Origin of the sequence: Bdellovibrio sp. HCB185ZH (genome assembly GCF_047302455.1) — a bacterium.
Taxonomy (GTDB): Bacteria; Bdellovibrionota; Bdellovibrionia; order Bdellovibrionales; family Bdellovibrionaceae; genus Bdellovibrio.
The window spans coordinates 1,394,941-1,414,492 of sequence record NZ_CP178624.1; the positions used below are offsets into that span (position 1 = coordinate 1,394,941).

The following is a 19,552-nucleotide window of genomic DNA, read 5'->3' on the forward strand; positions in this document are numbered from 1 at the left end:
TCTCATTCTGATACGCGACTCCTGACCTCATAAATTACGTTTATGAAACATGATCGTGGTTTCAATAAGTTACCTCGTGAATTCATTAAAGGAAATTGGGAAACTCCGATAAGTACTTCATGGAACACTCTTGGACGTCTATGAAGTCACTGTTTCAGGCTATGAGATATAGCATCCTGCCACTTCTGTTGGTGGGGTGCTCTATCGAAGTGTCTCTGGAAGAACTTTCCAGTAGCGTTGGTACCTCATTGGCCTGGGATCAAAATGCCCTACAAAAGTCTGGAGATCTTCAGGCTAAATGGGAAGCTCCTACCAACGCAAAAGTCGTTCAACAAGAACTTCTCTATTATAAAGGTGCGAACTGCGAAGACCCTATTCTGCCAACTATTCAGCTGGGTGCAGACGCCTCTGATAACACCGCCTCTTTTAGCAAAGACGAAGGTGAGCAATACACTTTCCGTGTGTTCTCTATGGACGTCACAGGAAAAGTGAAAGAATCTGACTGCTCGGCTCCGGTGACATATCAGGATTCATTTGCCGTTGCGACTTCTGCGGTCGGTGGAAAAATAAATGAAGCGAACGTTGCGACGGCTCCGTTTTACGGTCGTTGTGCTCAGGGTGCATCGGTTCAGGTCTCTGCTCCTTCCGCTGCGAATATCACGACATTCACTTGTTCATCTTCTGGTAACTGGTCACGTACGATTGACTTAAGCGCGATGGCAGGAGTTTACGCCGGGGATATTACATTTACGGTAACTCCACAAGGTGGTGGCACTCCGAAATCCTACACTGTGACGGTAGATAAAGACTCCGTTGCTCCGACTATTGATATTCCCTCGATCGCTGCGATCAATGCTGCAAATCAGGGAGCGTATACCGTTTCGGGTACTTGTTCTGAAAACGGTCAAACTGTGAATATTGCAATTGGCACTATTAATACGACTGCAACTTGCTCGACAGGTACGTTCTCTAAAACCCTGGACGTAACAAGCCTGACTGGGAATACGATTTCCGTTTCTGCTACTCACAAAGATACCTTCGACAACACTCGCTCTAAATTCGTGATCACTTCCCGCTATGTCGCAGTTCCAACGATCACTTCTGTTGCACTGAATGCAGGAGCTGCTTATACAAATTCACTCACCGCCACTTTAAATATGAACGTCACAGGTGCGACTCATATGTACATCACAAATACTGCGGGTTGTGCATCTGGTGGAGCGTGGGAAACCTATGCAACGTCAAAATCTTGGACGCTGCCATTAGCAAATTCCACGAATACAGTTTATGTAAAATTTAAAGAAAGCCATGACAACGAAACAGCATGTGTGAGTGACGACATCATTCATGACAACTCAAATCCGATCATCGCAATTACTTCTCCAATTGCTGGCTCTTACGTGAACGGCGCGAATCTGACGGCATTTACAATCAGTGGTTCATGTACTGAAAATGGTAGATCCATTACAATCACGGGCCCGAGCAGCTTTACTTCAACGACCACTTGTTCGGGAACTTCATTCAGTGCGATTCTTGATTTGACATCGCTAGCACAAGGCAGCTTCCAGCTGGGCGCATCTATTAATGATGCCGCAGGGAATACAGGATCAGCGACCTCTCCCTCATATACTAAAGACACCGTGGTTCCGACAGGGTCGGTATCGATTAACGGAGGAGCAGCAAGCACGACTAGCTTAACAGCCACTTTGACTCTGACTTCCTCAGATGCCGGTGGTCAGATGTATGTCACCAATACTTCTGGTTGTGCGAGTGGTGGTGCGTGGGAAGCTTTCGCTGCTTCAAAATCCTGGAGTTTAGCGACAGCTGATGCGACGAACACTGTTTATTCTAAATTCAAAGATGCTGCGGGCAATGAGTCTAGTTGTTATTCAGACACGATTGTTCATACGTCAACAACACCGACAGTAACTATCGCCTCTCCGGCTTCGGGCTCATATATTAATATTGCGAACTCGACCGCATTCACAATTTCTGGTGCTTGCTCGGAAAACGGCCAACCCGTGGATATTACGGTCACGGGTTTAACGGTGACTTCTCCTACTTGCTCTGCGGGGGCCTGGACTAAAACACTTGATGTTTCGTCTTTGGCGGATGCTTCAATTTCTTTTACAGTAAATCACAGCAGCTCTGGTGGTATCGCTGCAACTGCAGCTTCGCAAAGTTATACCAAAGACACTGTGGCTCCAACTGTTACAACTTTCATTATTAAAAATGATGATGCGTATACGAATCAAATTGGTAACACCCTGACGATTGCTGCAGCCACCTCCACAGAGATGTATATCACTAACAATGCACTTTGTTTGACCGGTGGTACTTGGGAGACTTACGCCACATCACAAGTTTGGTGGCTTGCAACCGCAGATGCCTATAATACAGTTTATTTTAAAACCCGTGACATCGCTGGGAATGAATCCAATTGCGTTTCCGACTCCATTACACATGATGGTTCTGTTGCCAACGTTGCCTGGGTTTCTCCAGCCTCAATGGCATATATTAATATCGCGAATAATGCGGCATTTGATGTTTCAGGAACTTGTTCTATTGATGGCCGCCCTGTCTCGGTCGCGGTTTACAATGGTGCCACTTACCAAAACATCACCAACACACCGACGTGTACTTCTGGCGCATGGAACACAACATTTGATCTGTCTGCCAAAGCTGACGCGACATACACATTGCGCGCAACACATACTTCTTTGGGTGGAAGCACAGTTACACAAAATCGTTCTTTCGTTAAAGATACGGTTGCTCCAGGTGCGGCAACACTGAGTGGTGCGCCTACGGGGACTAATACAACATCGACTTTAAATATCACTGTCTCGGGGACAGGATTGACTCAATACAAATACTTCGTCGTGCCTCCAAGCAGTTCAGAAGTCTGTACGAACCTAGCTGCATACACGGGTTCAGCGATTGCTTTAGCTACAAAAATCACCGATACGCTTACAGAACAGGGCGCTTATAAAGTCTGCGTGCTGGGACGTGAGGCGTCTGGGAATGATTCTACTTCAACAACTTCTGCAAGCTGGACTCGGGACACAGTTGGCCCAATCCCGCAGTCTGTAACGTCTTCCACGGCGGATGGTTCATACGGCCTCAATTCGATCATCAATGTTGATGTAACATTTAACGAACCAGTGAGTGTCACAGGCACGCCTCGCATTTTGATGGAGACAGGTGGAACCACTCGTTACGCAACTTTGTGGTCTGGACAAGGCACAAGTACACTCACTTTCAGATATACCGTTGCAACTGGAGATAATTCCGCTGATTTGGACTATGCTGCCGCCGCGGTCATTTCCCTGAATGGTGGAGCTTTGAAAGACACCTTAGGAAATAATGCCACCCTGACATTGCCTGCGGCAGGTTCAGCGAATTCTCTGGCTGGTCAAAAAAGTATCTCCGTGAATGCACCAGCTCCCGTTGCCGTTCTAACTGGGTATCCTACAGGTACGTACACAGGAAGCACCATCAATGTGACAGTCAGCGGAACGGGACTCGTACAGTATAAGTATAATGTGATCTCAACGGGCACCTGCGCTACGACGAGCTATACTTCGGCAATTGCCATCTCTACTCCAATTTCTACCACCGTCTTCACACATCCGAATGGCCCGGTCACCTTGTGTGTGATAGGTTCAGATGCGTCGGGAACGTGGCAGCCAGTCACCTCCGCAACAAGTGTCACTTGGATTAAAGATGCCATTAACACTTTATCAATCACGTCTGCCCGCATGAATCGAGTGACTGAAGGCTCGGGCGCACAAACTGTTACTATCACGATGAACGCAACAAAAACTTATGACGTGCTTGTTAACTATCGTGCCTCTGGCGACGCAAGCTATCCTTCACAACATGATCTTGTGAATGGATCCGTTACGATTCCAGCAGGCTCAACAGCTGCAAATGTCACAATCAATTTCCCAGATAATGCAGCGACAACAGGTGAAAAGGTTCTTAATTTCATTATTTCCCACACAGACAATCCATCGATGGCCTATGCGACATCTATTAATACCGCACAGTTTTACATTGTCGACGACGAAAAAAATCTGACTGTGACGAAAGCTTCCATCGGCAGAAAACACAACTGTGCCATCATGAGCGACAACTCACTTCGTTGCTGGGGTCATAATACCTACGGACAAATTGGTGATGCTTCGACTACATTCCGCTCGGAAGCTGTTATCATCAGCTCAGGCACGTCATTTAAAGATGTCGCTGTAGGAAATGAACACACTTGTGCGATAGCCTCGAATGGTGATCTCTATTGCTGGGGTCGCAACGCCAACGGTCAGGTTGGTAACAATGGCGCTGGTGTGGATAAAAACTCACCTCAATTGATCGATTCCGGCGTAGCTTATAAAGCAGTTAGTTCAGGTGAAAATCACAGCTGCGGACTTACGACGGGTAATAAAATCCGCTGCTGGGGTCAGGGCATGTACGGTGCTCTTGGCCAGGGTGGTACAGGTAATTTGAATGTACCAACTGAGATCGACGCAGCAGTTAGCTATAAATTCGTGTCAGTGGGCGCGAAATCATCTTGCGCAATCACTTCCGCCGACAAGCTTCGTTGCTGGGGACACAATGCTGTAAATCAGCTTGGTGATGGTACGACAACAAATGCAACATCTCCAATTGATGTTGATGCGACCTATGACTTTGCAACGGTCTCTATTGGTTCTGGCCATGCCTGCGGCGTCACAACAACAGGTCTGATGAGATGTTGGGGTTATAACGGTACTGGCGCTATCGGTGACGGTACGACTACTGCACGCACGACACCTGTTTCCGTGAATGCCAGTGCAACTTATACTGCTGTCTCAGTAAATGACGACGTAAATGTCGGCGGTGGCAGAACAACAACTTGTGCTCTGCTTTCTTCAGGAGCGGCTCAATGTTGGGGTAGTAATGCCAACGCTCTCCTAGCGAATGGTACGCTGACACAAAGTACAAGCCCGGTAAATGTGGATGCAGGTACAACTTATTCAAATATTGCGGTAACGGGTTCTCGCGCGTGCGGTATCACTTCAGGTTCCGCCGGTGGAGCATTGAAATGTTGGGGTAACTTTACATACGACTCAACGAAAACTTTGAACTTGTGGGGAGCTGGTTATGCTCCTCATATGGGTAGCTGGAATAAATGGTTTACTAATTTAGAACTTCCACAATGGGATATCTACACTCCAGCGAATAATTCCGTTTTTGATAATGCCTCCCAGGCGTGCGGATTGAAATCAGGAAAGCTATTCTGTTGGGGTGCCTCCGCAGTCTTTGGGGATGGCTCAAGATCAGCGGTTCGTCGTTATGCCCCGGTCGCCATCGATCCGGCAACGACTTATACGGCCATTGCTACTCAACATGATGCCGATAACTGTGCGATCGATAATGCCGGCAATCTGCTTTGTTGGGGTAAAAATGACTACGGCGAGCTGGGCGCTGCAGTTGCAGTCGGAAGCACGGCATACGTTCCAACCAACGTGGATCCAGGCACGACGTATAAAGCAGTGTCCGTGAACTACGCAACAATCTGTGCGATTACTACGGCAAACACGTTACGTTGCGCTGGCAGAAATCAGGGCGGACAGGCTGGCGACGGGACTACGAATGCTATAACTTCATTTACCACGATTGACTCGGGTGTAACATACGCGGAAATTGTCCGCGGATATTTCCATACTTGTGGTCGCACGATGGCAGGCACAATCAAGTGTTGGGGCGCCAATGGATTTGGTTCCGTCGGGAACGGCGGAACAACATCAGAGCTCACGCCCTACACTATTGACTCAGGTGCCATCTATAAAAAACTTATTGTTGGGGCCAACGCAAGTTGCGGCATAACTGCTACAGATACAGTCAAGTGTTGGGGTGACTCAATGGCGGGCACTGGAGCTTCTTACACATACTCGCCAACTGTAATTGATGGTGGCGCGACCTACACGGCAGTTTCTATGGGCTATTCCAATGCTTGCGGTATTAAGACAGACGGCACGATGAAATGCTGGGGATATTCTGATGTTTCAAATTTGACTAGCGTAGGTGAAGCAAACTCTCACGGCGTATTCAATGTGCCGATTCAAGTCGCGGGTGGAGCTACATTCTCAAAAGTCCAAGTGAATTATTCAAGCATCTGTGGGACGACGACCGGGGGTACGATGATGTGTAGTGGCGCAAGTGTTGGGGGCGAATGGGGTTACGCCGATGCCGGGTTAGATACGGTCATCTCGACGACTAATACACAGTACTTCTTGCCTTCATTCATTAACAGAGCCTTAAACTTCTAAAAATAAAAAAGGGACCAGTGATAGTCCCTTTTTGTTTTTAAGCTATTTCTCTTCTTTGGAAGAAATCAATTCGCTGATCACTTTCTTAGCTCGCTCGATGTTTTGTTTCACTGTGGCTTTTTCTTTTAGGCTTCCCAACATTTCATCCGGGGCGAAGGAGAGCGTTTGGAAGACTTCAAACGTCTTTGTGATTTCATCTCCGTGATCGCGACGAAGACTTGGAGGGATCTGAGTCATCAAGTCTTCGATTTTTTGCGAAGCTCCGGACTCCCCTGCGACTTGGCCCATCACCATATAAAAGATGTTCGTCATTTCGGCACCGACTTTGCGGTAATCGTCTTTGCTGACCGCTTGATCAACGACTTTATAGCGTTTGCCGACCTGTTCTTTCAAAGTTCTGCGACGGCGGCCCCAACCAAATTCACGTTGGCTTTTTACTAGCAAGGCCGTGATGATGCTCGCATAAATGACCATCCATAACCATGGACGCGCCATCACCGCTGCTTGTGCCGATGGCTGCCATGCCATGATGACGTCTGGAAGTTTGTTTTCAATAACTTTTGCTGCCGCTGGTTGCTGAGCACCTGAGAGTCTTTGCGAAGCGCCCACGGGCGCATTCGGGTTATTTACGATTTTCAAAGTGATCGGCTCTGTTTTTTTCGTGTAGTACTTGCCTGATTTAGGATCAAACATGCTGACACTTAATCCCGGGAAAACCATGTCGCCTTCTTGGCGTGGGATTAAAAGCATTTCAAATTCTTTGTAGCTGCGACCATTTTTAAAGAACTTGGAATCTGATTTCGTATCGTACTGCTCAAGTCCCGCTGGTAAAGTCATCGCTGGCAAATCGATCAGCTTTGCGTTCCCCGCTCCTTCAAAGCGCACTTTCAAACTTAAAGGCTGATTCACAGGAAAGCTTTGACCTTCAATTGTTGCATGCACATCGAACTGCCCGACAGCTCCCGAGAAATCAGAGGGACGCCCATCCACTGGCAAAGGTTTTACTTTAATAGGGATGCTGGCTGAGCTTTTTGTGTATTCATAGGGCTTACTCATCATGCCCATTTGACTTAACGTACGAACGCGGGATTTGATTTTATATGAATCAATCGTTGCGGTGCCTGCTTTGATCGGGAACAGAGCGTGGGACGCAAGCAACGCCTTTTTCCAAGGTATACCGCCGACATTCTGCTCATAAAACTGAATGGACGGAACTTCTTCAATGATTTCTTTCCAAAAGCCACGAAGATCTGGGAATTTCAGGCGATCCAAAGTTTCCATCTGACCACGAGTATAGATGTACCAGTTCACGGTGACTTGTTCGCCCTCGTAAACTTCCGTTTTATCTACTTCAACACCAATAAAAAACGCATCATTGGGATTTGTCGGAAGGCTGCGGAAAGCTGGGTTATCAATCGCACTGGATGCACCCGTGCCGAATTGTTCGTCTGGCATTCCTGCGCCTTGTTGTTGTCTGATCTGCTGTTGCAGGCGCTGACGCTGTTGCAACAGCTGATTAAACATTTCCTCTTCGGCACGATCCATCGCTTCAAATGGATCTTCATTCATGCCGGGGAATTGAGAACCTTGAGGACGCTGAGGCATTTGACGGGGGTTCGCAGCTCCGCCACCCGTGCCGACTTTAATCACGATGGGCTGAGTTCTAAAAACTTTCCCGCCCACCACAACTTCAAATGAAGAAACACTTAAAGTGCCCTGACGTTTCGGAGAAAGCGTATAGCTGTATTCTTTACGGCGCTGAGTTTCAAACTGCATTCCGCCGGGACCGGGAACTAGCTTTTGCGCAACCGCTGTCGAACTCCAAGTATTTAAAAGTTCAAAACCGTCAAGCTCGGGAACGCGGGGTTCTTGCATATCCACGTCATCACTAGAAACTGCGGCAACAGTCACAGTGAACGTGTCACCCAGACGCATTTCATTGCGATCCACCGTTGCATTCACCGTAGTACCTGCTGCCATAGCTACGACAGCATTTAAAATAAAAGTCAGAAAGATTAGAAATCTACCAATCTTTGTCACGAGGTTGCTCCTTCGTTTCTTTACGATTATAGTCAGCACGGATTTTTCCTTCCTGCTGCTTAATCTCTCCCAGGATTTTCTTTACATCGCCTTCGGTAAGTTCTTTTCCGGCAAAAGGACGAGGCTTGTACTTGGCAGAGTTTTGATACTGCTGCTTTTCTTTTTGGTCCTTGCCGTCTTTTCCGTCCTGGTCTTTTTGGTCTTTGTTTTGATCTTTATCGCCCTTTTGATCCTGCTGCTGTTGTTGCTGGTCTTTACCCTGCTGCTGATCTTTTTTATCTTTGTTATCACCCTGACCGCCGCCACCTTGCTGCGTTTGGATCAATAATTCGATATTGGTTTTTACTTCGTTACTGGAAGGAACGATTTCCAGCGCTTTTTGATAAAGCTCTAAAGCTTCATCAACTTTTTTAGCTTTTCCTAAAAGTTGGGCCTCATTAAAGCGCGCGACAAAAAGCATATCCGCATCTTTGGTGGCTTCAGCCAAGCGGCCTGCTTCCGCATAGGACTGCTGAGCTTTTTCCGCCTGTTGCAATCCTTCAAACGAAAGACCCAAATTACTATGCACACGAGACAGATAAGGATTGAATCTTAAAGCCTCGATGTATTTTTCATTCGCACCTTGATAGTTCTGCTTTTGCAAAAGGGCATTCCCCTCACGATTCACTTTCAAGGTTCTAAGATCCAGTTGATTTCCACAACCAGTCATCGTAGTCAAAATAGAACAAAGAATCAGCTTTCTCATTCGGCAGGCACCTCAAAGCGACCCTTCCAGAAACGGAAGCCTTTACGTCTTTCGCCGACATAGAGCTCAAACATCGCAAGCAAAATTCCAATCAAAAGCAAAATCTGAAAGCGCTCTTCGTATTGAGTCGCCATGGTCGTATCGAACTGGGTTTTTTCTAAGTTATTGATGTCTTCAACCAAGTGTTTAACCTGATCACCACCCACGGTTGCGGTATAGAAACTTCCCTTACCCGCTTCAGCAAGAGCCCGTAAAGCATCACCCTTTACTGCCGTGATAACCGTTTGTCCGCCGCGATCTTTTTTATAACCCTTTAAAAAGCCCATGCCATCGCGAACTGGGATGGCGCCGCCTTTTTCAGTTCCGTAAGCCACTGTGAAAATACGGGTACCATCTTCTGCTAATTTTTTTGCAGCCTCCAGAGCTCCCGGCTCATGATCCTCACCATCGGAAGCAATAATGATCACGCGAGTGACCTTGACGGTATCATCAGTTGAAACACCGCCACGCTCAAAAGCATCTTTAGCACTGGAAAGAGCTTCCTGGAAACTTGTCCCTTGGCTTGACACAGAATTCGTATCGAGGGCATCGATATACATTTTCACTGCACCCGGATCATTTGTCAGAGGAGATAGCAAAGCCGCAGACCCCGCAAAAGCCATCACGCCGATTTTATTTCCCGGCATCAGATCAACCAAGCGGCTTAATTCAGTTTTAGCTTGAGTCAGACGGTTGGGTTTTACGTCCTCGGACATCATACTTTCAGAGACGTCGACGGCAAAGATGATCTCCACACCTTCACTTTTCACTTCTTGTTTGCTTTGACCAAATTGGGGGCGAGCCAAGGCCAATACAAAAAAGAAAACCGCAAGAACTTGAAACACTGTCTTAATCGTACGTTTTTTTTGCGAAACGGAACTTGAAAGGAAAGGATACAAGCGTGAGCCAATAGCTTTTTCCATGGCCTTTTTAGCTCGGCGATCAAAGAAATAACCAATGATGATGATCGCTGGAATCAACCACAGATAGTTAAAAGCTGCCATGTTTTCAAACCTAAACATTACGGCACCCTCCTTAACCATGTACGACCCAAAAGCAAGCCTACCAAATACAGAATAATTCCCGCCACAAGATACGGCGGATATTTCTCTGTGTAGTTCGTGAATTTATTCACATCGATTTTCGTTTTTTCTAAAGAGTCGATGTCTTTAAAGACACCTTTCAAAGAGTCTTCTTTGGAAGCGCGGTAATACTTACCACCGGTTTGACTGGCCATACGACCCAAAAGGTCTTCATTCACCGTGGAATCAAATGGCTGATAGGTTTTAATTTTTTGACCAAAGATATCACGGGTATAGATTGGAATACGTGTCGGACCATCTTTACCGATACCGATGGAGTAGATCTTAATGCCGTAACCTTTCGCGATCTCTAGACCCGTTTCCGGATCGATCGTTCCTGAGTTATTTTCCCCGTCGGTCATAAAGATCACGACGCGACTTTTTGCTTGAGAATCTTTTAAGCGGCCAGCTGCATTCGCCAAAGCCACACCCAAAGCAGTTCCATCCTTGATACGAGCACTGGCAGCGGTCGTGATTTCGTCAACGCGAGCAAGGATCAATTGATAGTCCAATGTCGGCGGAACCAGCGTAAATGATTCACCGGCAAAGATCACCAGACCAATACGATCAGAGCTACGACCACTGATAAATTGCTTGATCGTTTCTTTCGCTGCTTCAAGACGATTTAGAGGCTTCATATCTTCGATCAACATGGAATCAGAGATATCCAGTGCAATCACGATATCAATACCTTCAACGTTCTTTTTAATTTTGGTATTCATTTCCTGCGGTCTGGCTAAAGCAAAAATCGCAAGAGCAATTCCCAAGGCTTTTAAGATCAAGGGAATATTCAAAAGTCGCGTACGAATACTCGGCGTCACGGATTTTAGAACTTGAACCGATCCAAATTGCAAAGTTGGAGTTTTAGTTTTCTTTCTCCATAAAACCCAAACAACAACGGCGATCAACGGTAATAAAAGCCAGAATGCAATGGGAGAGTGTATTGTCATGACAATCTCTCCATTTCCTCAACTAACAAACGCGTGCGCTTAGAAAGATTCAAAACATCCGAGCCACTGAGCTTGCTGCGATCTTCAACCGCGTGCAGGAATTCCTTCACCAGTTTTTCAAGCTCGCTGCCAGTTTCCTGGTAAACTTTTGGATGATACTTTTTTAGATCTTTTAGAATTAAACGCGGACTCCACTCCAGCGCGGGGATTTTATAGCGACGAGTGATATAAAGCTTTAACATGTGGCGCGTTTCATCCAATGCCAACGGAATATCTTCGGATTTCGGTGTGCCCCCGAAAAAGACTGTGTTTTCACGTTGCATGCGACGGAACTTTTGATGAAATTCTGCCACGGGCGAAAGAGCGGAATCATGCTCTTTTAAACGCTCGATGATTTTACGACGCTGCAAGGAGCGAAAAATCTTTGTGACCACAAACAAAGCGATCACTCCGATGAAAGCTGCCAGGATTCCCCAGTACATCATCGGCACTTGAATATTCATCGGACCGATGGGACCAAAGGGTTCTTGCTTGGGAGCTTGCTCGCCTGGTTGACTTGGCGGTTTTGGCGGGGGCAACACACTTGCAACCTGGTATTGCACGGGGCCTAAATCCAAAGTCGTCGTGCCATCTGTGATCTGCAGATTGTCAAAACGAACACCCCCCGCCGTATAGGAAGTAATCTTAACATCCGCCTCTGTGGGAGAGCGGAACTCAAAACCACGCAGAGCAATGGTGTATTTCTGTTCCGGTTGCAAAACCAGCTGAAGCTTATCTTGCTGCAAAGTTTTTGGAAATTCCCCCTCGCAGACAAGCAAGAACTCACGGCCCACCGTTAGCTCCCCGTCTTTCAGTCCATCGACTTTTGGAATTTCAACTTTACACTGAATCGCCGCCATTATTTTCTCTTCTTAAAAAACGCAACCAAAGGATCAATAAAGTCTTCGCTGGATTTTACGTCCACACGGTCCACTTGAGCTTTACGCAATAACTTATCCCGAGTTTCTTTACGGGCTTGCACAGCTTGCTCGTATTCTTTTCTAAAACTTGCGGACGACGTATCGACGGTTAAAACTTCACCCGTCTCTGCATCCTGAACTTCAATCACGCCCATGCTTGGTAGCGAATATTCCGCAGCATCGTTCACGACACAAGCAACCACATCGTGCTTTCTTCCAAGTAAGCGCAAGCTTTGATCAAAGCCCTCATCCTGGAAGTCACTGAAAACAAAAATAGTTGCGCGCTTTTTCAATGCTCCCTGCAGGAAGCTAAAGCCGTTAGAAAGTTTAGTGTTGTGACTTTTTGGTTTGTAGTAATAGAGGTCACGAAGCAAACGTTGAACGTGGCCACGGCCTTTTTTCGGTGGAACGAAGTGTTCGACCTGATCGCTAAAAAGCAACAAACCGATCTGGTCATTATTCTTAACCGCCGAAAACGCAAGCAAGGCCGCCATGTGAGTCATCACTTCGCCCTTGAAATAAGGCCCCGTTCCGAAATCACTGGAACCACTGACATCGACCGCGATGATCAACGTCAGCTCCCGTTCTTCTTCGAAAGTTTTAATAAAAGTTTTTCCTGTGCGCGCCGTCAGTGGCCAGGAGATCGAACGAACATCATCACCAGGAACGTACTCACGGAAGTCTGCGAAAGTCATACCCTGACCTTTAAAGGCCGTATGGTACTCGCCCGCAAAGAGGTTGTTCACAAGTTTTCTTGTGTTCAACTCCAGCAGTTTAACTTTCTTTAAGACCTCTGGAGGCAATCCCACTATGGAACCTCAACCTGGCTTAGGATTTCTTTGATCACGTCATCAGACTTGATATTTTCTGCCTCAGCTTCGTAAGTCAGAATCAGACGATGTCTCATCACGTGGTAAGCAATGGCTTTTACGTCCTCTGCTGTCACGTAACCGCGACCACGAAGGAAAGCGTGTGCTTTCGCGGCACGGAACAAGCAAATCGTCGCACGCGGTGAACCCCCGACGTTGATAAGATTTGCGATACGGCTTAGACCGTACTCCGCGGGCTTACGGGAAGCCATCACGATTTCCACGATGTAGTTTTTGATTTTGTTATCGACGTAAATTTGATCAGCACGTTCAGAAGCACGCAACAGGTCTTCTTTAGAAATCACCGGATTCACCACCGGCTTTTCATTCGTACCCATGCGGTTTAAGATTTCAAGCTCTTCGCCTTTGTGTGGGTAAACCACGTTGATCTTAAACATGAAACGGTCCATTTGCGCTTCCGGAAGTGGATACGTACCTTCCTGCTCCAATGGATTTTGGGTTGCAAGAACCAAGAATGGATTCGCAAGTTTGTAGGACTCGTCACCGATTGTGACTTGTTTTTCCGCCATTGCTTCAAGCAAAGCAGATTGCACTTTCGCGGGAGCACGATTGATCTCGTCGGCCAAAACGATATTCGTAAAGATAGGACCTTTACGTGGAGCGAATTCGCCGGATTTGGGATTAAAGATCATCGTACCAATTAAGTCTGTGGGTAAAAGATCGGGAGTGAACTGAATACGCTGAAAATCCAAAGAAATGGATTTACACACTGTGGAAATCGTCAGCGTCTTGGCAAGGCCGGGAACACCTTCAAGTAAGATGTGTCCACCCGTCAAAAGACCCATCATGATCCCTTCGACCATTTCCTTTTGTCCGACTACGACTTTGTTGATCTCTGTCATCATCTTGTCGATGAATTGACTTTCTTGTTTGATCGCGGCGTTTAACGCCATGATATCAACTTCGCTCACCCATTCCTCCTCGGGAAATATCCTTACTATTTCACTCTGTTAGCTTTCCTGCGGCAAGCCTTAACCGAGGCGCTCCAGACCTAAATTTCTCGGGGCGTCGGGCACAGGAAAACTTGCAATTGTTATGTCACAGTCCTAGCCTTTAGTTTGGACGAGCATGGCGTTACACCACTTGTACGCGTTGTAAAATGGCCGGTTCAATGGGACAAAATCAATATGACTAATACGAACACAAAAGTTTGGGTTTTCATTCTATCGACATCGTTAGCGCTGCTGATTTTGGGTTACCAATTTGGCGAACGCTTGGGACTGATCATTGGATTTTTATTAGCCCTGCTTTTAAATTTCATCGTGTTCTTTTACGGCGAAAACCGCGTGCTCTATAAACTTCGCGCTCAACGCGTAAAGGGACAGGATGCTTGGGGAGTGCTAGATATGGTCGAGCGCATGTCGCACCAGTTGGGCATGCCGGCTCCCGCAGTGTTCATGACTCCACACTCTTCCGTGAATGCGTTTTGCGTGGGGCATTCCTGGAAAAATGGATCGCTAGGATTTACGTTGGGACTTTTGCAAAAGTTAAGTGCGAAAGAACTGGAAGCGGTCGTTGCCCATCAACTTTGTCACATTCGTCGTCTTGACACTTTTGCGTTCAGCGTAAGCTCGACGCTTGCAAACTCCGTTGTGGGTTTGGGACAATTTTTGGATTCTTTCCTTCCCTACCGTTTGCAGTTTTTCATGCCGCTTTTGTCACCAATTGGTTGGCTGATCATCAAAGCCGTGGTGGGTGAAAAATCCTTTTTTGAAAATGACTTGATGGCTTCTGAATTATTAAATAATCGCCATCCTTTGGGAGAAGTTTTGTGGAGACTGGAAGGTTTGGCACAGACTCAGCCCCTGGAAATCCCCGCTTGTACCAGCCATTTGTTTATTGTGAATCCTGAGGGTTTTAGGCAAAAGAATTTGTTTTTAAAATCACATCCATCGATTGAAACCCGCCTGCAAAAGCTTATGGGTTACTATCCGATCTAACCTTGACATTAAATTATGTGAACTCATGTTCACTTAAGGGTGTATTATGCAAGAAAAAATGGAAGCTTCATTATCAGTTCTTATTATGTCCCTAGCGTCATCGGCGGTGATGGCTATGGGTTTGGCCCCGGATCCACAAACGGGCAAGACTTCTAAAGATAAAAATATGGCTCGATTTAACATCGACCTTTTAGTGGTCCTGCAGCAAAAAACCAAAGGCAACCTAAGTTCTGATGAGTCGCAATTTTTAGAGAACCTAATTAACGACCTTCAAATGAAGTTTGTTTCAGTTTAAAAAAATAAATGCCTAACGCTCAGAACCGACTCACCTGTTGGACTAGATAGCGCTAGGCATTTCAGTTAGAGTGATAGTTGTTCCGAAACTGTTAGGAGAAATGTGTTATGAAGAAGTTTTTATTCCTTCTAGTAGCGGCCTCCCTGGTGGCAGGTCCTGAATCTCAGGCTCAATCAACAAGCCTTCCCAAAGATCCCCCGAAAATGAATCTAAGCGCTCCACTCCCAGGAAATCTCTTTGTGGAGTTGGCGAAAGCAATCAATCCCGCCGTCGTGAATATTTCAACGACCGCGATTCCTAAGAACATGCCACGCGGTGGACGTGATCCGATGCTGGAGATGCTGGAGCAGCTTTATGGGCTTCGCATGCAGCAACCTCAGCAGCAACAAAAGCCTCAGATGATGGGCCTTGGAACGGGGTTCATCATTCGTGAAGACGGCTTGATCGTAACGAACAATCACGTGATCGCAGGAGCTGACCAAATCAAAGTTCAACTAAGCGAAGATTCCAAAGATCTTTACGAAGCGACTTTGGTGGGAAGTGATGAGCGTACCGATATCGCCTTGATCAAAATCAAACCTAAAACAAAACTGACTGTCGCGGTGCTTGGATCTTCTAAAGACCTTGAAGTTGGCGAATGGGTTGCCGCTTTTGGTAATCCATTTGGTCACGGTCACTCGATGTCTAAAGGGATTGTTTCTTCAAAAGGTCGCGGCATTGCCGAGATCAATAAAATTCCTTTGATTCAAACAGATGCTTCGATCAATCCCGGTAACTCGGGTGGTCCTTTGGTAAATACGAAAGGCATGGTCGTTGGTGTGAACTCGGCGATCGATGCCCGTGCGCAAGGGATCGGTTTTGCGATTCCTATCGACGAAGTAAAAGCTTTGATCCCACAACTTGAATCCAAAGGTCGCATTGCGCGCGGTTGGATTGGGGCCGCATTAGGAGATCTTGATCCCGAAGCGGCCGAGTACCTGGGATTGGGCGAGCAAAGTGGTGCGGTGATCACACAGCTTGATCCACGCGGTCCGGCGACTCGTGCGGGTCTTCGAATTTATGATATCGTGACGGAGTTTAATGGCAGATCCATCGACAGTTCTTTAAGCCTAGTCGATGCTGTGAGTGACGCTTCAATTGGCAAACCGACTCAGGCGAAAATCATTCGTGACAGAAAACCAATGACAGTTTCTGTGGTTGTCGGCGAGCGTCCTGAAGACAATGCTAAATTCAGAAAAACCGATGTGAAAAAATACGACGGTCAGAAAGCGCCGTTTAATGTAGGCTTTACGATCATCGATCCGACTCCTGCTATTCGCAGCGAATGGGGATTGCCTGATGATATGAAGCAACCGATCGTTATTGAAACCGCTCGCAACTCGGCGGCTAGCAAAGCAGGCCTTGCGGTAGGTGATGTGATTTTGGATGTGAACAAGCAAGCTGTTTCAAATTCAAAAGATGTTTTGAAGAATCTAAAAAAAGGCAGCAACACTTTACGTATTGCTCGCAATTCCAGAATTCAGATCATCAATATCGATACTCCTTAACGAAATATAACGAGATAAATAATCAAAGCCCGCTCCGAGCGGGCTTTTTTTTTGCCGTGGTTTTTCGACTCCTTAAAGTGAAAGAGCTGCCGATGCAAACAACCAGGCTACGATCAAAGATAAGCTCAACCAGCCCGTGTATTTGATAATACGTTTTTTAAAGTCCCGACTTCCCATCGCAATCACGAGTGTCATTTTTCCGAGATAAGAAGCCAAGATTCCCAATGCAAATAAATTTCCCGTCGTTGCGGCAGATATAGTGCCATTTTGTAACAGCTGGGTATTGCCAATAATGGAACCATGAAGTTCAAACAAACAGGTCAGGAACGTTAAATAATACTGCCCCACTTCTCCGAAATAGGTCTGCAACACTTTTGAGAAAGCCAGAAACAACATGATAATAAGGCCGAGGGAAAGGACCGACTTCACGCTTAATGTCGGAATAGAGTCAGGCTGAAACTGAATCTTTTGAATAGAGCGAGCTCTCCAAATAACCAACCACAAGCTCACCACAATCGGTCCAAGAAAGACCCCTTGCAGTCTCCAATTCAGCTGATCGGACCCAATCATAGATAAAACCGCAGCTTCAACCACGGTCCCCAAAAGAGCGCCTAAATATGTCAGGCTTAACAGGCGCGCTTCATCTTCGGAACTTTCTTGGCTTTGTTTAGATAGTGACAATGCCAAGGCTGTGCTGGAAATTAATCCACCTAAAAAACCCAATAAGAGGCCGGCGTGGGGCCCGCGCAAATAACTCATCAGTAAGGAGCTGAGTACTTGCAGCAAAGTCAGTGCTAATAAAATTCGCACGAGACTATAGGGATTAAAAAGCCCCCAAGGATCAATTGTCCTATGGGGAACCACAAAAGATGCAATTATCAACATTGCGATTACTATGAAATAAGGAAGCCACTTTTTCATCTCTGGAATCTTACAACGACGGCAATTCATCACGCACTTTATATCGCATAAAAAAAGCCCTTTGTTTTCGCAAAGGGCTCTTTCATATTCAAAATTTAAAATAAACATTAGTACATGGAGCAGCTGTAGCTAGCTTTGCCACCATCAAAGTAAGTCCAAGAGAAATTACCCGCAGATTGAAGGGTGTTAATTTCCGCATTAAACGTAATACCCATGTGACCACCGACGATGTGACCTTTGTCTTCGTCGAACAGGCGCACGTTTTTATATTGAATCGTGTTGAAAGTGCGGCTGGTTTCTTGGGCGACCACATGTCGTAAGTCATTGCCGATATAGAACTTAATGAATAGGCGATCGCCTGCTCCTTTGGACTGATAGATCGTCAGGTTTTGCGGCAAGAAGCCATCGTTGGTTGCCGTTTGCACACAGCTTATACCATTTGGATAGAAATCCGCGGGTACTTCGATGGCTTGAGCTACAGAAGACAAAGACACGAAAATAAACAAAGAACTGAATAGGTTTTTCATAGGAGCACTTCTTCCCATAACCCCTTCCCCCTGTCACGTTACTGCAAGTCATCTGAATTTCTTGCCGGTTGCCCAAACTGGCCGCACATTTGGCCTCACCATACTCTCCAAGCTGCGCCCCGCCTTCCCGACGAAGATGCCCTTCGTTCAAAATCTTGTAAGTGGTGAAGCGTTTCAGATTGAGACAGAATTTCTTAAGAGATCACAATTTTGAACTTTCCTCGACCTAGGTCTTTAGATTTTTTCAACGACGTCCGAAATAGAGATCGGACCATAGTATGGCTCCATTGGTAGCAACACGATAGGCACCTAGAAAGGGACTCTATGAAAGTCACCGAAGTGAAAGTATTCCCGGTCAATGAGGATCGCCTCAAGGCCTACGTCTCCATCACACTTGATGGATGTTTCGTAGTCCGCGATCTGAAAGTCATCCAAGGCACCAGCGGCTTGTTCGTCGCGATGCCCTCTAAAAAAAGAAAAGACGGCCAATTCCGCGATATCGCCCATCCTCTAAATCAGGAAACACGCGCGATGATCGAGGACATGGTTTTTGAAGCTTACGAAAACGAATTAAAGTCCATGGGAGAAACCTTAGTGAACCTGAAACGCCAGAAGGCGCCAGGTTCCGATTATGGTAGTGATGACTACTAAGGTTGAAGATTCCTGCTCACACGCCAAGTTTTAGGCCATTTGTGGAGGCTTGAAACCGGAGGCGGCTTCAAACCCAAGGACAGTTTTGCCCTCACCTGAGCGTTAGCAATGGTGGGGGCTTTTTTATTTCCCCCTCTGCATTTTTGCACTCAACTCATTCTTATATATTCAATTTCTTGCGGTAATGAATACTAAAAGAGAAATGAATATCAAACCCCTCTTATCCATCAGCAGCGTGGTCTTGGTGAGCATCCTTATTGGGTTGGGAGCGTATTCATTTATTTACGCTCGTGGGTATTCTTATCTGTTGGATGATCCCAAGGCCTGTATCAACTGTCACATCATGCAAGACAATTACGATTCGTGGAGTAAGTCCGGGCATCAGTACGTTGCTAAGTGCAATGACTGTCACTTGCCCCATGGAAGCCTGATTGGCAAATATGCCGCCAAAGCCAGCAATGGTTTTCATCATGGCTGGGCCTTCACATCGCAAAACTTTAAAGAACCCATTCAAATCAAAGGACACAATCGTCAGATCACCCTGCAAAGTTGCCTGCACTGCCATCAACCAATGGTGCATGCCATGGATATCGGCAAAGGAAACGACGATGTGAAAAATTGCCTGCACTGTCATCGCGGTGTGGGTCACGGACAATAA

At 46.5% G+C, this 19,552-nt stretch carries 15 protein-coding genes; 6 read left to right on the plus strand and 9 right to left on the minus strand.

The window, feature by feature from the left end:
* The first annotated feature begins 140 nt into the window (after positions 1–140).
* Positions 141–6,308: a hypothetical protein gene (locus tag ACLSU7_RS06825; protein ID WP_413294810.1), complete on the plus strand. Its 6,168-nt coding sequence runs from the start codon at positions 141–143 to the stop codon at positions 6,306–6,308.
* 42 nt (positions 6,309–6,350) lie between these two features.
* Here the strand turns inward: ACLSU7_RS06825 and ACLSU7_RS06830 are convergent, their stop codons facing one another.
* The 7 genes from ACLSU7_RS06830 to ACLSU7_RS06860 are packed head-to-tail and all read right to left on the minus strand — an operon-like array spanning position 6,351 to position 13,924.
* A complete protein-coding gene (locus ACLSU7_RS06830; protein ID WP_413294811.1) occupies positions 6,351–8,348 on the minus strand; it encodes a BatD family protein in 1,998 nt (665 codons plus the stop codon).
* A complete protein-coding gene (locus tag ACLSU7_RS06835; protein ID WP_413294812.1) occupies positions 8,332–9,093 on the minus strand; it encodes a tetratricopeptide repeat protein in 762 nt (253 codons plus the stop codon). The genes ACLSU7_RS06830 and ACLSU7_RS06835 overlap by 17 nt, the downstream gene beginning before the upstream one ends.
* Positions 9,090–10,154 (minus strand): vWA domain-containing protein, encoded by a 1,065-nt coding sequence (locus tag ACLSU7_RS06840; protein WP_413294813.1) that lies wholly within the window; start codon positions 10,152–10,154, stop codon positions 9,090–9,092. Before ACLSU7_RS06840 ends, ACLSU7_RS06835 begins: the two co-directional genes overlap by 4 nt.
* The gene (locus tag ACLSU7_RS06845; protein WP_413294814.1) at positions 10,154–11,164 is read right to left on the minus strand and encodes a vWA domain-containing protein; all 1,011 of its coding nucleotides are present in this window, start codon (positions 11,162–11,164) and stop codon (positions 10,154–10,156) included. Before ACLSU7_RS06845 ends, ACLSU7_RS06840 begins: the two co-directional genes overlap by 1 nt.
* Positions 11,161–12,063: a hypothetical protein gene (locus ACLSU7_RS06850; protein ID WP_413294815.1), complete on the minus strand. Its 903-nt coding sequence runs from the start codon at positions 12,061–12,063 to the stop codon at positions 11,161–11,163. The genes ACLSU7_RS06845 and ACLSU7_RS06850 overlap by 4 nt, the downstream gene beginning before the upstream one ends.
* Positions 12,063–12,887: a DUF58 domain-containing protein gene (locus ACLSU7_RS06855; RefSeq protein WP_413294816.1), complete on the minus strand. Its 825-nt coding sequence runs from the start codon at positions 12,885–12,887 to the stop codon at positions 12,063–12,065. Before ACLSU7_RS06855 ends, ACLSU7_RS06850 begins: the two co-directional genes overlap by 1 nt.
* 44 nt (positions 12,888–12,931) lie before the next feature.
* Positions 12,932–13,924 carry an AAA family ATPase gene (locus tag ACLSU7_RS06860; RefSeq protein WP_142699447.1) on the minus strand — a complete coding sequence of 331 codons (993 nt, stop codon included), beginning with the start codon at positions 13,922–13,924 and terminating at the stop codon, positions 12,932–12,934.
* 216 nt (positions 13,925–14,140) lie between these two features.
* Here ACLSU7_RS06860 and ACLSU7_RS06865 point away from each other — a divergent pair, with 216 nt between their 5' ends.
* The 3 genes from ACLSU7_RS06865 (at position 14,141) to ACLSU7_RS06875 (ending at position 16,795) form a co-directional block, all read left to right on the plus strand.
* The gene (locus tag ACLSU7_RS06865) at positions 14,141–14,953 is read left to right on the plus strand and encodes a M48 family metalloprotease (RefSeq protein WP_413294817.1); all 813 of its coding nucleotides are present in this window, start codon (positions 14,141–14,143) and stop codon (positions 14,951–14,953) included.
* Positions 14,954–14,999: 46 nt separating this feature from the next.
* Complete coding sequence (locus ACLSU7_RS06870) at positions 15,000–15,248, plus strand: DUF1844 domain-containing protein (protein ID WP_413294818.1); 249 nt, start codon at positions 15,000–15,002, stop codon at positions 15,246–15,248.
* 107 nt (positions 15,249–15,355) lie between these two features.
* The gene (locus ACLSU7_RS06875) at positions 15,356–16,795 is read left to right on the plus strand and encodes a trypsin-like peptidase domain-containing protein (RefSeq protein ID WP_413294819.1); all 1,440 of its coding nucleotides are present in this window, start codon (positions 15,356–15,358) and stop codon (positions 16,793–16,795) included.
* A gap of 72 nt (positions 16,796–16,867) precedes the next feature.
* Here the strand turns inward: ACLSU7_RS06875 and ACLSU7_RS06880 are convergent, their stop codons facing one another.
* Together ACLSU7_RS06880 and ACLSU7_RS06885 are read right to left on the minus strand one after the other, a co-directional pair.
* A complete protein-coding gene (locus ACLSU7_RS06880) occupies positions 16,868–17,680 on the minus strand; it encodes a DUF4010 domain-containing protein (RefSeq protein WP_413294820.1) in 813 nt (270 codons plus the stop codon).
* Positions 17,681–17,823: 143 nt separating this feature from the next.
* A complete protein-coding gene (locus tag ACLSU7_RS06885; protein ID WP_413294821.1) occupies positions 17,824–18,243 on the minus strand; it encodes a hypothetical protein in 420 nt (139 codons plus the stop codon).
* A 324-nt stretch (positions 18,244–18,567) separates the two neighbouring features.
* Here ACLSU7_RS06885 and spoVG point away from each other — a divergent pair, with 324 nt between their 5' ends.
* Complete coding sequence (gene spoVG / locus ACLSU7_RS06890) at positions 18,568–18,894, plus strand: septation regulator SpoVG (protein ID WP_142699440.1); 327 nt, start codon at positions 18,568–18,570, stop codon at positions 18,892–18,894.
* 184 nt (positions 18,895–19,078) lie between these two features.
* Positions 19,079–19,552 (plus strand): cytochrome c nitrite reductase small subunit, encoded by a 474-nt coding sequence (gene nrfH, locus ACLSU7_RS06895; protein ID WP_413294822.1) that lies wholly within the window; start codon positions 19,079–19,081, stop codon positions 19,550–19,552.